This window comes from Collimonas sp. GW821-FHT02H07 (assembly GCF_059421505.1).
The window spans coordinates 103,410-116,949 of record NZ_JBWKVC010000011.1 but is presented as its reverse complement, the minus strand read 5'-3'; the positions used below and the strand labels follow the sequence as shown (position 1 = coordinate 116,949).

Genomic DNA, 13,540 nt, shown 5'->3' with positions numbered 1-13,540 from the left:
CAAGAAGACGTAAACATTGATGAATTCCCGCCTTCAGCGCAGTCGGCGTAACGCCTGCAGACAATAAAAGATGCGCCGAATACTTGTCGCCGAGAAAATATTATTACCGAATACGATTGGAATTGATAAGCTTTGTGAAAGATCGAACAAAGCGATGGACTGATGACAGCTCGATCTCTAGGATGATTTCCTTCATCATCATGCGGCAAAAATTACATGAAAATAATCTCCGGCGACAAAGTGCTCGATGAATGCATCGATAAAATCTCAAACCTGGCAGCGCTTACGCTTTACGGCATGAATGTCGTCGGCCAGGTGCACGTCGCGATCAATGAGGTTTGCCGCTATCTGATTCTGAAAAAATTAGGAGATCCCGAATTCAATCTCATGGCTTTCAAAAATAGATTGCTGACCTTGAGCCATCTCACGCATCCAAGCCTGCCGGATTACAGAAAAACCCTCAACTATGCGGCGTCGCTGATCGTTATAGAGGCGCCTTAATTTTTCGCTCTACTGAAAATTCGTGGCATCGCTCGTTATAGCGAGTACATATTGAAAAATTCCACTGCGAATGCTCATGACGTTCGTCATCGCCGCCATGCCGTCCACCCGACTCCGGACGACAACGGCGGGTTGGCCAGGCGCAAATTATTACGGGATGGGAGATGTTGATATACGGCGAAAAACTGGCTGACGACCACTGGGAAAAATTAGACTTCATTCTATCGCTTCCCAAAAGTTCACATCATTTCCGAAAAGACAATCGCCTGTTCATTGAAGCAGTATTGTGGATAGTGTTAAACCATGAATCCTGGCGCAATCTGCCATCCAGGTTTGGCAAATGGCCTGCCCATTACCTTCGCCTGCTCGACTGGCACCAACGTAAAATATGGCGTGCTTTGGCGCACAGTCAGATTGAAGATCAAGAACTGCAATTTCTATTGCATCAGATTGTGTTGTTCTGCGAGCGCTTTGATCAAAAAAAGCAGCAATGAAACACAGCATATTTCTCCCGCCGGAATCGCTCATTCCGCCGGCATGCGGGAAAACACCTTGGCGTGCACCTGGGCGTAATCCGGATGCTGTTTCAAGGCTGCATTTTCTGGAACGTTGAGTAAAAAAGGCAAGACGCCAAATCCGGTTTCGGCAGCTGCCTTCACTTTTATCATCGCTTCGTCAATCATTCCCATGGCAATTAACGCCGCCAGATGTATGCCATGAATGCTGCTATGCTCCTTAATGATTTCCAGCGCTCCCGCATGATCGCCGCAACGCGCAAGTATGTATGCCACGGCCCTGGACGTGAGGGCATGCGCATAGCGGTTCTTTTGCACGAAATGACGTGCGGCGTGGGCGAGTTCCGGTTGCGGGTCTACCCAGGCTAAGGTATAGAGCAGAACCACGTAAGTCCAAGGACTATCCGGATGAGACGAATATGCTCTGCGCGCTTGCGCCAGTACTTCGGCCGGATCCATGTTTGCGCAAGCGCAGGCGCGCACCAGCATGGTGGCGATGTTCGCTGAGAACGGATTGAGTTGCGCCGCGAAACGGAAGGCGTTAACGGCCTCGGATCCGGCATTGGTGTAGATCAGATGATATCCATAGCGATAATAAGCGACGTCATCGTCAGGAGACGTTTGCAAGGCCCGTTCGTGCGCGCCTCTGGCCGCATCGAAATACCACTTGCAATCAAGAAGATGGCCTGTCAGCGATTGCAAGCCTTGCAGATATGGCTCGCTATCCTGGACGATTCTTAATTGGCCAAGCGCATCGTCAATTTGCGAGCGCTGTATATTCGCATCAAAAAACCCCCGCTCGGCTACGTATTGTGCAAGCAGCAGTTTAGCCACCATATAGTCGGGCGCCTTGGCGACGACATTTTTGAGTATGGCTTCCGCTTGAGAGAAAGCATCCTGCGAGCGACGTTCAAGTAATTGCCGGGCGTGGATGCAAGCCTCGATCAATGCGGCATGGGGCTTTGCCGCATCGGATTTGTGAGAGACATCCGCCATCGCCGGCACAGCGGACAAGCGCCGCACTTTATCCGACAAGATTGTCAGTCGATAACCTTGACCATAGAAAGAGTCGATCTCCACGACGCCAAGATTGGCGAGGGCTCGACGCAGCTGCGTCATGCATCGGGCCAGACTTTCACCCGACATGCGCCCGGCCCAGACATTTTTTGAAAAATCTTCCTTTGAAACGACCTTGGGCCAGGCATTCAGCAGCAGACGGAAGGCTCCACGTTCCTTGGGGGGTAAAAAGAGCAGCGAGTCTTTGTAAGAAACGAAACCATCCCGGTCTATATCGAACCCGGCTGATACAGGATCTATATCGGCAAGCGTGTCGGATGAATTAGGCATTTCAGCGATCAAAAAAACGTGCGATTTTTGCAATCATCAACAGTCAAATTTGCATCGTTTATATTCTATCGACTATTCAACGCTGATTGTCACGTTCCCCCGCAGAATTTGCACGATAGCTGGCGAGCCGGATTGCCTCGCTGCGTTACTGCCCAGGACTATAGAGGTCGCGGATGCCGCTTGGTAATCTGAGCTCTTTCGGCCTCACAATGCGCCTGCATGACGCCGGATTCCAGGTACGAATCTTGACGGCGCCGCTATTTACAGAGCCCTTACAGCGATGCCCGCTCCAGAAACTTCCTGATTTCGAGAGAATAGGCGCCAGGATGCGAGAACCTGAACATGTGACCGGTGCGCGGCATGATGACTTCCTGCGAGGCCTTTATGCCTTGACGGAGGATTCCCGCGGCTTCTTCGCCGATCAGCTTATCTTCCTCGGGAGTCAGGATCAGCGTGGGGACGTCGATCTTCTTCAGCAGGGCCGTATAGTCCGCCTTCTCGATCGAGCGAATGCGGTTGACGTAGGCCTGATGCGGCGTCTCCCTGATGAAGAGGGCGCGACTCTTTGCGGTTGACCAAAGTATCTCGCCCTCCTTGTCAAACGACGAAGCCAACTGCGCGGCGTGGAACCGAAGGGTTCCCTGTCGGTAAAAGGCCCCGGGGAAGAAGGCAACAAGCGCTCCCATCGTCTTGAGCAAGGGCGACGTAATCGGGTTCTTGGCAAAACCGCCAGAGAGCACCAGGCCCTTCAGGCCCTTCGGCTGCCGCGTCGCAAACGCGATCGAGGCGACCGCGCCGTAGGAATCACCAACCAACACATAGCTCTCGAGGTCCTTCACCTGGCCAGCGATGAAGTCGGCCAACGTGTCCAGCTCGCACACGTCGTCCGGCAACCGAAGAGTACGCATGGGGCGACTCTGCAAGTAGGTCAACTGGTTTAGCTGCCACGGAGCCCCTGAGAAGCAAGGGATCATGACCAAGGTAGGTTCTGTTTTCATGGGGTACTCCTAGATGGTTAAATAAACGACAACCGAATTCTAGGAGGCCCGAGGCATTCGATCCAATGGCATTTACGCAGCATGTCGATGCATACGATTCATAGCCCCTTGGTCGTTCCAACCGCGGCAAGCCCTTGCCGATGTTTAGTCAGCGATCATCATATCCGTAATCCACTGAACGGCGGGTTCGTTGGCGCGCCCTCGGGCTCGAGCAACGAGCACCTCCCAGCTTGGCAGCGCCAAGGGCAGCTCAAAAAGGCTCAGCTGCGCGGTCTCCTGCATCCGCAATGCGACCCGCTCGGCGATCACTGCTATCGATAGCGAAGCGCCGACCATGAACGGAACAGCCAGAAAGCTGGGACAGGTGGCGCTCACCTTGCGGGCACGACCGAGGGCCTCCAGCGCTTCATCGACAGCGCCCCTCGCATCGCCGCGCGGCGAGACCAGAATGTGGGGCAGCCGAGCGAAGTCATCCAAATCCATGTGCAGCTTCTTGCCTCGCTTGACCAGCGCCGGGTGCCCCTTGCGCGCGATGCCGACGAAACGCTCCTTATGGACAAGCTGACAATCAAAACGCTGCGGAACCTGGGAAAAAGAGCCCGACCCCAGCACGATGTCGATTTCGCCGGCGTCTAACATGCGCAGAGCGGATTCGGTATCGGCTGGTCTGAGTCTCAGCACGACGCCCGGCGCGGCAGCCTGGATCTTGGCCAGAACAGGGGCGATGACGGTCAATATGGCGTGATCGGTGGCGGCCACTGAGAGCACCGTCTGCAAACGGCTTGGATCGAACGGGCCACGTGGGCTGGCGACGAGCCGAACCGACTCGAGCACCGCCGCCACACGCGGCATTAACTCGATGGCCAGCGGGGTCGGTTCGATCCCGCGGGGGTTGCGAATGAAAAGCTGGTCGGCAAAGGCAGTACGCAGCCGCGATAAAGCATGGCTGGTTGCTGACTGGGACAAATGCAGTCTTTCGGCGGCGCGGCCGACGTGTCTTTCGGCCCAAAGCGCCTCAAGCACAACCAGAAGATTGAGATCGAAACGCGTCAGGTCCAGTTGTTTCATGCTTTGCTAGCCTCTATTGACTTCAGAAGACCGGCAATGGTGATGCCAGCGCAGGAAGGACAATACCACGTCAACTTTATTCAGTCGCGCTATCAATTATTTGGTGGGAACACGGCCAAATACCTTGGCGTGCACCTGGGCGTAATCCGGATGCTTTTTCAACGCATCGCATTCCGGAACGCTGATTGAAAAAGGCAAGACGCCAAATCCGGTTTCGGCAGCGGCCTTCACTTTCTCCATCGCCTCGTCGAGCATTCCCATGGCGACTAGAGCCGCCAGATGTATTCCATGGGTGCTGCTATGCTTCTCAATGATTTCCAGCGCCCCCGCATGATCGCCGCAACGCGCAAGCACGTATGCCACGGCCCTGGATGCAAGAGCGTGCGCATAGCGGTTCTTTTGCACGAAATGCCGCGCCGCATGGGCGATTTCCGGCTGCGGATCCACCCAGGCCAGCGTATAGAGCAGATTCACGTAAGCCGAAGGGCTATCCGGATGGGATGAATAGGCGCTGCGCGCGTGCACCAGCACCTCAACTGGATCCATGCCGGCGCAAGCGTAGCCACGCACCAGTCCGACCGCCATATTCGGCGAGAATGGATTGAGCTGAACGGCAGAGCGCAAAGCGCTGACGGCCTCGGACGGAGCATTGCTGGTCAGCAGGTGAAAGCCGTAACGATAATAGGCGACGTCATCATCAGGCGACATTTGCAGCGCCTGTTCGTGCGCGCCCTTGGCATCATCGAAATGCCACTTGCAATCGAGGAGGTAGCCGATCTGTGATTGCAGGCCTTGCAAATAGGGCTCGGCATCTTGAACGGATCTTAATTCGCCAAGAGCATCGTCGATTTGCGAGCGCTGTATGTTCCCATCGAAAAATGCTCTGTCGGCCACGTATTGTGCAAGCAACAGCTTGGCCACCATATAGTCGGGCGCCTTGGAGATGACATTTTTGAGTATCGATTCAGCCTGGGAAAAGGCATCCAGCGAACGACGTTCAAGCAATTGCCGGGCGTGGATGCAAGCCTCGACCAATGCGGCATGGGGCTTTGCCGCATCGGATTTGCTGGAATGCGCCGTCGCCGGCAAAGCTGGCAATCGCCGCACTTTATCCGACAAAATCGCCAGACGGTAACCTTGACCATAAAGGGAATCGATCTGCACGACACCGAGACTGGAGAGAGCCCGTCGCAGCTGCGTAATACATCGGGCCAAACCCTCATCCGACATGCGCCCAGCCCAGACATTTTTTGAAAAAACCTCCTTTGAAACGATTTTCGGCCAGGCATTCAGCAACAGACGAAAGGCGCCGCGTTCCTTGGGGGGCAAAAAGAGAAGCGAGTTTTTGTAAGAAACAAAACCATCCTGGTCTATAGCAAACCCGGCTGATACAGGATCTATATCGGTAAGCGCACCTGATGAATTATGCATTTCAGCGCCCAAGACATTTCATATGTTTTTCTACAATCATCGACAGTCAAATATGCGTCTTCATATTCTATCGACTATTCAATGCTGATTGTTACATTTCCCCACGGAATTTGCGCGATAGCTGGACTTCTCTTGCAATAGCTTCCCAAGTGGGGCGCCACAATCCTCACCTTATCCTCACCTTATTTTTGCGTACCGGATAAATATTAGTGCGGCTAAAAATGCAGCATTCACCGCGACGCAGCAAGGTCGCAGCTGGTGATTTGCATAGAAAAAAAGCGGCCTGCTTCAACTGATCGGAACAGCAGAGAATCCAGAGCATCACGCCGCCAGGACGTGCAGCGTTGATGGCATTTGACGCCAGAAGATGGAATCGATATCGCTCTTCAGCAAGCTGCGGCGGTCAGGTTGCGTTCCGTGTCCGTCCCAAACGCGAGGAGTAACGCTCTCATTGACGCAGTCATCCAACGCACCGGAAGAAATCACAATCTTTAACGTTTTCGAATCCGCAATACATTATTTTCTAGATTTTTTTGCGTTACTCTTACCTGGCAGTTTCATGACAATCAATTCAATCAATTCAATCAATTTCAAAAGGAACAATATGGGTCTTATCGTTTGGCTGATAGTTGGCGCGATTGCTGGATGGCTGGCGGGAGTCGTAGTGAAAGGCGGCGGCTTCGGTGTGCTGATCGATATCATCGTTGGTATCGTCGGCGCATTTATTGGCGGCTGGTTAGCCGGCGTGCTGGGCATTCACATCGGCAGTGGCATTATCGGATCAATCATCACTGCTACCGTAGGAGCAATCATCCTATTGTTCATTCTGCGACTTATCAAGCGCGCTTGAATGAATGACGAGGCTGAAGTTCGATGCTGTGGAATACCCGCTTGACTGCGGGTTTTCCGATCCGGGCAAAGTGATTATTTGTCGTCGTGTCGAATGATCTCTTGCACTTTCACTGCTGATTCATAGTGGGTGTCGACCGATGAACTCCCCTCCTCTTCGGTCGACGTTCCGCTTCCCTCATCGAGCTGACGGCGCACCCAGCTGGCCTCGCTTTGCGACAGCTGGCGGACCTCGACCTGCGCGGTACCGCTACGTATGAAATCCAACTGCTTCGCGGCAGCGTAGGAAACATCCAGAATCCGTTTGCTACGGTACGGCCCGCGATCGGTTACCTTGAGCAACGCTACCTTGTTGTTGCGGACATTACGCACCAGTACCCAGCTGAGCAGCGGCAGACTCAGATGCGCCGCTGTCATCGAATACATATTGAAGCGCTCGCCGTCCGCCGATTTGCGCCCATGAAAACCCGGACCATACCAAGAGGCTGTGCCACGCTGGACAGCGGTGCCGAGATCGGAGCGCAAGTGCATACCCCCATCAAGATGAAGATTTCGCTTAGGCGCTACTGTCCGCTCGCGCAACAAGTACTGGCCATTGGATGTCTCAGGAGTTGATGGCGACATCGACTCGCTGGGGAAGGATGAATGAGGGATGGTGTCCGAAGCAGGAATTGATGCGTCGGCGCCCTGCAAATTTTCCGACGCTGACACTGCTGGCATGGAGGGCTGGGTCAAGACTGTATCAGCCCCGGCGGGGATGGCCACACAAGCTAGCAGCAATAAGATGAAATAGTCGGCGACCATGAATGGCCGCCAAAACCAGCAAGCCCCTGGAGTGCTATCAAGAGGCTTGCCTGACATCATTTCTTCTTTTTATTCACGGTATCTTTGAATCCCTTGCCAGCTGCGAACTTCACAGTTTTGGCAGCAGCAATCTTAATCTCTTCGCCAGTGCGTGGGTTACGACCAATCCGTGCGGCGCGCTTGCCCGCGGAAAACGAACCGAATCCGATCAATTGCACCGTATCGCCTTTGGTCACGACCTTGATCACGTGGCCAATGAGCGAATCCAACACGCGTTGCGCGCTGGCTTTCGAGATATCGGCATCCGTGGCAACAGCATCGATCAATTCCGTTTTATTCATCGCGTTATTTCCTTAAAAAATTATGGATGGTCAATACAAGCAGCTTATGTTTTTTAGATCGGCGACCTAACCGATGCACAGTCTATTGCAATGCGATCAAAGAACGCTGATCAAAATGGAGATTTTTCAATTGTTCACATTGTCGCGTCAACAAGTTCCCGATGCTCACGTTATTGGAACATGCAGGAGATGCCTGCACATAAATTTCAAAGGATGGACACACCATGAAAAAACTGATCTCGGCCATCGCTATCGCAACTTTCGCCATCGGTACCGCATATGCGCAAATGCCAGCCAAAGCTGACGCCACGGCAATGGCCAATGGGGCAGTCGACGCAGCTAAAACCTCTGCGACCACAACCGCCAAAACGGCAGCCACGAATGCCGCAAGCAATGTGACATCGGCAGCGGCCGCCAAAGTGGATGCCAAAGCGCCCTCCATCGGCGCCCTGCCAGCGAATGTTCCTGCCGCCGCTCAGAAAACCATGGTCAATGACAAACCAGTGAAAGTCAATTCGCATAAAAAACATATGAAGAAGCATCACAAACAATCAGCTGCTGTTACTGCGAAAAAGACACGTTGATTGCATGCCAGGAAACAAGATCAATTTCTATTAGTGATGAATTTGAAAAATCTTGTGAAATACCGTGCAAGCCAATAGACACTTAGTGCGTCTATCCCTAACATTCGCCCTACATACTTCTACGGAAATTCTGCATGGATGCAAGCAGCCAGTAATTTCAACCTAGCTCTCCATGAGATGGGCACCACAACGCGAGACGCTCCCCTATGTCGTATCTACCAGCAATCAAAACAGCATTACGCATATTAGAGACGACTGGAATTGCGCGCTACAACTACGCCCCTCCTCTGCATCGTTTGCTATGGTGTGCGGGCATTCCAGTTCCTCCTCCGCATCTTGCCAGCGTCAAATTCAATTGCCTGTTTTTTGCGATATGGTTTGGCATTGCGTGGGGGGTCTTCACTTGGTATTTTCTTTTGTCCCCGGCTGGGGCGCCCCTCATGTTTGCCGTGGTTATGGCATTTCTGATAGGCGGGACGTTCGGCTATGGGGCAGCGCTCTACTACCGCCATGCAGCCAGCAAGTACAATCTGGCCGTGCGGTGAGTCTCCGTCCAGCACAAAAAATTCTGGCACACTTCTTTGTTCCCCATTTCATGCCTCGGCAAAAGCGTCCTCTGCGGCCTCTCGCGCGGCATCCACGCAGGCCTTATGCGCCCACGCACGCGAATATTCAATCACGATCACTTGTGAGGTCTGCGATGGATGAAGATGGTTTGTAATTTTGAAAGCGCTGCTCAAAACATTGCCAAACAATCAATGACAGACAACAGGATTTTAGCGTGAGTCCGATCAATTCTTCCAAACCCTAAGGCATACCCATGGCACATATTGGCTACTCCTGGCCGACATTCGATGTCTTGACCCAGCACATCATCAAGACCATCAACCCGCAACGGATCCTGGATATCGGAGCAGGAGGCGGCAAGTATGGCGCGCTGCTTAAGGATCTTGTTCCAGAATGCGAGTTGACGGCGCTCGAATGCGACCACGCTGCTTTTCATCAGCTGCGCGAGGTGGGATACCATCACATCCTTCCCATCACGGCGGACAAGCTCTACGAACGCAGCTGCAACCTCTACGATGTCGTCATCCTGGGCGACGTCATCGAGCACATGCTGCATTCGCAGGGCCGCGACCTGTTGGAATTTCTCAATTACCGGACGCGCTACATCATCATCTCGACACCCGAGTGCATGCCGATGAGCCGCGAAGTATTTTTCGAGGGCCACAATTCGCTATGGCGCCCCGACTCGTTTGCCTGGCACGACTACTGGGCGCACCAGCAATGCGGTCAGATGCATTTCTATCTGCTGAGAGGACACGATCACTGGGCTGGACCTGGTCTGGCCGAGGTCGTTCATGCGGCCAATTCCGCAGGCATCTTCAACCGCTACTCCGACGAAAGACAAGAGCCTGTGCATATGGCGATCCACGACACGCGCTACAAGCAGAAGGTTGACGAACACAACGTAACGTTTTTTCGGCCGTTTTAATTTGGGGGTCCTCTCCCGGCAAGGCGGCGAGAAACGAAATGAAATGCGTAGTCATGATTGCACTTAGTGCGCTGGCCGGTGCGCATGTGTTCTGCCCGGACTCTTGACATAAGGTGAATGATTATTTTCTTTGAATGACATACAAAGAAAATAGTTAACTAAATCATTATCTCAGCAGAACGCCCTATATGTTCATGCGCCGATTGTGCACCAAAAAATACACATCATTTTCGATCATTGATGAATTTGAAAACTCTTGTGAAATGCCATGCAAGCGAATAGACAGGCGGTCTATCTATCCCTAATATTCTCTTAAATTATTTCCATGGCAGTGATGTTTTCTGGAGTAGGCAATGGGGGCTCAGTTCGAAAATTATCTGAACAATGAATATTTCAAGAAAATTGAAGCGCTGGCAGCCTTGTCGCTCTACGGTCAAAACGTCAAAATCGCGACTCATCACATCGTCAAAGATATTTGCGACTTCGCCAAGAGAAATTCCGACAATCCGAAAACGTATTTGCTGGCGTTAAAAGACCAATTGACTACGGCAGCCAATCGCACACATCCCAGCATGTCGGGTTACAAATCCACTTTGGAATACGCAGCCTGGCTGATTGCCATTCATAAAGCCTGACCAGTTGTTGATTGTCGTCGCTGCTTCTTCGCATGTGCGTTGTTAAGTGCTTTGCGATGTCGTAATAAAAATGAGATGGGAAGCAATGTTTTTTGTGAATTTTCCAGCGGTAATTTTAATGATTGGCTCGTTGTTTATTGCCCTTCCGCTGCATGCAGAGGAAACACTGACATCCACGAGTAATGATTATTGGGAACTGAAGATTTCTCCATATACCTATCATTATCAATACAGCCCCGAGCACAAAGATGTCGTTTTGATCGGCATGGAGCACCATCGAAGTGATCAATGGTTCATCGGAGGAGCGCTGTTCTCCAACTCCTTTGGACAACCGACAGGTACGGTGTATACGGGCTATACGTGGGATCAGCTATTTGGACAGCCCGCCCTTTATGCAAAATTGGGAGTGGGATTCATGTATGGGTATGTAGGGAAATACAAAGATAAAGTCCCACTCAATTACAACGGATTGTCGCCCATCGCCATACCTGCAGCGGGTTGGAAAATAACGCCAAGAGACGCAATGGATGTTTCTTTACTTGGGACCGCCGGGCTTCTATTTTCCTATAATCGAAAATTTTAAATTGACCGGCCTCCCATCTCTATGGATGTCATCATCTGTTACGTTTTTTTGCCCGAGATGTCGGGCGACACATTTTTCATTTCCTCCACTCAGCAGCCGCGGGACAGTTAAATTGAAGTATATCGTATGTCCTTACTGTCGAAGATTGATCGTGCGCGGCGCCACTGTTTGCCGAGGCTGCAACGCTGAAGTCGAGTACGGCCTGCCTCTGATCATATATGTTGTAGTTGCCATATCAAGCGTGGCTCTGGAATATAAAATATCGCGTATCGCTTCTGCCGAACTAGCATTTGTCGCTTGGTGTGTGGGGATAGGAGCATTTGTGACAGGCACCATCGTCCTAAGAAAAATATTCAGGCATCGCGTGTTTTTCAAGCGCCTTCCCAGGTACAAAAACTCTGACACACACCACTGACCCTATGCTTTGCTCACAGCACTCTCCCGGAAGACCATTCAGACACTCCCCTGCCAGTCGGACGGCAGATCTGCTGGCAGGCGCCATGGAACGCCGAAGTGCGGCATAGAAATCTATCCGATATGTCAATTGCAAAAAAATCCGGCACAGCCAAGAATCAAGACGGAACATGGAGCCATACGGCGTTAAAAGCCGAACATATGGCGTTGATCAATGCCGGCAGCATTGCACCTATACGGATGTTAGCCAACAGATATGGCGTTTCTGTGACGACGATAAAAGAAGTCTTAGCTGAAAATGCTGCGGCAAATGCAAGCAACGATCCTCCGATCCTTCACAGCCACGATCCATTCGGACGTTGCAAACGTGTGGTTTGAGCTTCCTTTTATCAACCAATGACGCAAGAAACGACAACTGGCATGAAAACATCGAAGACGGCAAGTGTGCCTGCGCTACAGGAGTCGGGTCAAACCGTAGAACGGCAATCACCTGTCGCTGCTGTCGCACCTCGATTATTTTCAATGAACTATACGAGGCCGACTTACAGCAGTGCGGTACAAGTCAGCTATTTCTGGACTTCAAAATCAATCCCGACGGGACGATCGAAGATATGACCCGTTTGAACGAACGAGTATAGAAATGACTGAAAAATTCATGAACATATTGACCAAATCATTGCTGTTGCTTCTGCTGGGATACGGTGGGAGCCCTCTCGCATACGCACAAGAAGATAACTGGGGAAGCTTGAATAACGAAGCTGTGGCGCTGAGCCAGCAAGGGCAATTTGCTGCAGCCATTGTTGCGGAAAAGACCGCTCTTCAAATTATCCAGGGAACAGCAACCTCACTACCTCTGGATGTCGCAGGGATAATGAGTAATCTTGCGTGGCTATATTCCACCCAAAAACAATACGCGCTAGCAGAGTCATTTCTCAAGCGTACGCTGGCGATAAAGGAGCGCATACTTGGTCAAGATCACCCGGACATCGCCAACACGCTCGGCCAGCTGGCCGTGGTATACCGTCAGACCGGACGGGAGGAAAATGCTGAATACGTCGAAAAACGTGCCGCCGCTATTCTTGCATTAAAACCGCATTGAAAGAACTGGCAATCTGCTAACCACGCATTGGCAAAATCATCTTCCGCAGCCAGATATGATTGCTCCACCCAGCCAATACATTTTTATATTTCATCGAGTGGGACGCTGTCTTCGACATTTGCCCGTCTCAAATTTGTTCGTCACGGCTTGCCCGGATCGATCAATGCACATACTGCTCCCTGTTCGGCACCCATTTGAGCAAGGCCAGGCTGACGAATTCCGGGCCGTTGTCGCTGCGCAGGTATCTGCGTGATGGTGAAGTCGACAACCTATTTCCTAAAGCAATTATCGGCGTCAAGGATTTTCCCTTGCTTGATTGTGTAATCACACTCGTAGCGTGGCAAATCTACTCCCTTAACTCTAATGACTCGCCTCGTGATTACGTCAGGATCATCTGCCTCCACTGCTTTATCAACAAGTTGATCATAAAAGCTCAACTCACATTTTTTCAACTTATAGCGATTAATGACTTGTTCGCTAGCGCTGGAATGCATAGGCTCTACAACAAAATTACTTTCATTGTCAAAACTCAATAGAGAATGCTCTCCAGCAAAACAGCTTTTCTTGCCCTCAATTTGAAAATATGCAACGGACGGAATTTGACCGCGATCATCGAGGGTGACCCCAAGCATTCGCGAACCGCCCCAACGCAACCCGCTAATGGAGAAGGATTTTTCCCAAGCCCCTGAAGATGGCAGTTTTATTTCCTGAACATTTCCATCGACTTTGATCGTCACATTTTTTATGTAGCCAGCTTTCATAGTGCTATGCAAGACCTCAACATCATTTTTTTCGACGGCAAAAATAAAATTCGAGAAAAAATACAGAAATAAAAAAACCGCCACATTCCGAGAATACAAATCTTTCATCGTCATT

General features: G+C 51.5%; 17 protein-coding genes. 10 read left to right on the top strand and 7 right to left on the bottom strand.

What is annotated here, in order from left to right; genetic code table 11:
• Positions 1-216 precede the first annotated feature (216 nt).
• A complete protein-coding gene (locus AC07V8_RS17590; protein WP_494680251.1) occupies positions 217-501 on the top strand; it encodes a hypothetical protein in 285 nt (94 codons plus the stop codon).
• Positions 502-665: 164 nt separating this feature from the next.
• Positions 666-995: a transposase gene (locus AC07V8_RS17585; RefSeq protein WP_494680250.1), complete on the top strand. Its 330-nt coding sequence runs from the start codon at positions 666-668 to the stop codon at positions 993-995.
• A gap of 30 nt (positions 996-1,025) precedes the next feature.
• Here the strand turns inward: AC07V8_RS17585 and AC07V8_RS17580 are convergent, their stop codons facing one another.
• The 4 genes from AC07V8_RS17580 to AC07V8_RS17565 form a co-directional block, all read right to left on the bottom strand.
• Positions 1,026-2,363 (bottom strand): winged helix-turn-helix domain-containing protein, encoded by a 1,338-nt coding sequence (locus AC07V8_RS17580; RefSeq protein WP_494680249.1) that lies wholly within the window; start codon positions 2,361-2,363, stop codon positions 1,026-1,028.
• 272 nt (positions 2,364-2,635) lie between these two features.
• Complete coding sequence (locus tag AC07V8_RS17575; protein WP_494680248.1) at positions 2,636-3,361, bottom strand: alpha/beta fold hydrolase; 726 nt, start codon at positions 3,359-3,361, stop codon at positions 2,636-2,638.
• 144 nt (positions 3,362-3,505) lie between these two features.
• Entirely contained in the window at positions 3,506-4,429 is a 924-nt protein-coding gene (locus AC07V8_RS17570; protein ID WP_494680247.1) for a LysR family transcriptional regulator, read from the bottom strand.
• Positions 4,430-4,525: 96 nt separating this feature from the next.
• Positions 4,526-5,860: a hypothetical protein gene (locus tag AC07V8_RS17565; RefSeq protein WP_494680246.1), complete on the bottom strand. Its 1,335-nt coding sequence runs from the start codon at positions 5,858-5,860 to the stop codon at positions 4,526-4,528.
• Between the two features lie 604 nt (positions 5,861-6,464).
• Between AC07V8_RS17565 and AC07V8_RS17560 the strand changes: the two genes are divergently transcribed.
• The gene (locus tag AC07V8_RS17560) at positions 6,465-6,710 is read left to right on the top strand and encodes a GlsB/YeaQ/YmgE family stress response membrane protein (RefSeq protein ID WP_211441391.1); all 246 of its coding nucleotides are present in this window, start codon (positions 6,465-6,467) and stop codon (positions 6,708-6,710) included.
• A gap of 74 nt (positions 6,711-6,784) precedes the next feature.
• Here the strand turns inward: AC07V8_RS17560 and AC07V8_RS17555 are convergent, their stop codons facing one another.
• Both AC07V8_RS17555 and AC07V8_RS17550 read right to left on the bottom strand, forming a co-directional pair.
• On the bottom strand, positions 6,785-7,513 hold the full coding sequence (locus AC07V8_RS17555) for a septal ring lytic transglycosylase RlpA family protein (RefSeq protein ID WP_494680245.1): 729 nt from the start codon (positions 7,511-7,513) through the stop codon (positions 6,785-6,787).
• Positions 7,514-7,569: 56 nt separating this feature from the next.
• The gene (locus AC07V8_RS17550; RefSeq protein ID WP_494680244.1) at positions 7,570-7,854 is read right to left on the bottom strand and encodes an HU family DNA-binding protein; all 285 of its coding nucleotides are present in this window, start codon (positions 7,852-7,854) and stop codon (positions 7,570-7,572) included.
• Positions 7,855-8,078: 224 nt separating this feature from the next.
• Here AC07V8_RS17550 and AC07V8_RS17545 point away from each other — a divergent pair, with 224 nt between their 5' ends.
• From AC07V8_RS17545 to AC07V8_RS17515, 7 genes are all read left to right on the top strand, one after another.
• A complete protein-coding gene (locus AC07V8_RS17545; RefSeq protein WP_494680243.1) occupies positions 8,079-8,438 on the top strand; it encodes a hypothetical protein in 360 nt (119 codons plus the stop codon).
• A gap of 206 nt (positions 8,439-8,644) precedes the next feature.
• Entirely contained in the window at positions 8,645-8,983 is a 339-nt protein-coding gene (locus tag AC07V8_RS17540; RefSeq protein ID WP_494680242.1) for a DUF6404 family protein, read from the top strand.
• 275 nt (positions 8,984-9,258) lie between these two features.
• Positions 9,259-9,933, top strand: coding sequence for a class I SAM-dependent methyltransferase (locus tag AC07V8_RS17535; protein ID WP_494680241.1), 675 nt, complete (start codon positions 9,259-9,261; stop codon positions 9,931-9,933).
• 353 nt (positions 9,934-10,286) lie between these two features.
• On the top strand, positions 10,287-10,568 hold the full coding sequence (locus AC07V8_RS17530) for a hypothetical protein (protein ID WP_494680240.1): 282 nt from the start codon (positions 10,287-10,289) through the stop codon (positions 10,566-10,568).
• A gap of 70 nt (positions 10,569-10,638) precedes the next feature.
• Positions 10,639-11,151: a hypothetical protein gene (locus tag AC07V8_RS17525; RefSeq protein ID WP_494680239.1), complete on the top strand. Its 513-nt coding sequence runs from the start codon at positions 10,639-10,641 to the stop codon at positions 11,149-11,151.
• A 537-nt stretch (positions 11,152-11,688) separates the two neighbouring features.
• Complete coding sequence (locus AC07V8_RS17520; RefSeq protein WP_494680238.1) at positions 11,689-11,943, top strand: hypothetical protein; 255 nt, start codon at positions 11,689-11,691, stop codon at positions 11,941-11,943.
• Positions 11,944-12,205: 262 nt separating this feature from the next.
• Positions 12,206-12,664 carry a tetratricopeptide repeat protein gene (locus tag AC07V8_RS17515; protein WP_494680237.1) on the top strand — a complete coding sequence of 153 codons (459 nt, stop codon included), beginning with the start codon at positions 12,206-12,208 and terminating at the stop codon, positions 12,662-12,664.
• Positions 12,665-12,933: 269 nt separating this feature from the next.
• Here the strand turns inward: AC07V8_RS17515 and AC07V8_RS17510 are convergent, their stop codons facing one another.
• Positions 12,934-13,533, bottom strand: coding sequence for a hypothetical protein (locus AC07V8_RS17510; RefSeq protein ID WP_494680236.1), 600 nt, complete (start codon positions 13,531-13,533; stop codon positions 12,934-12,936).
• Between the last annotated feature and the right edge of the window lie 7 nt (positions 13,534-13,540).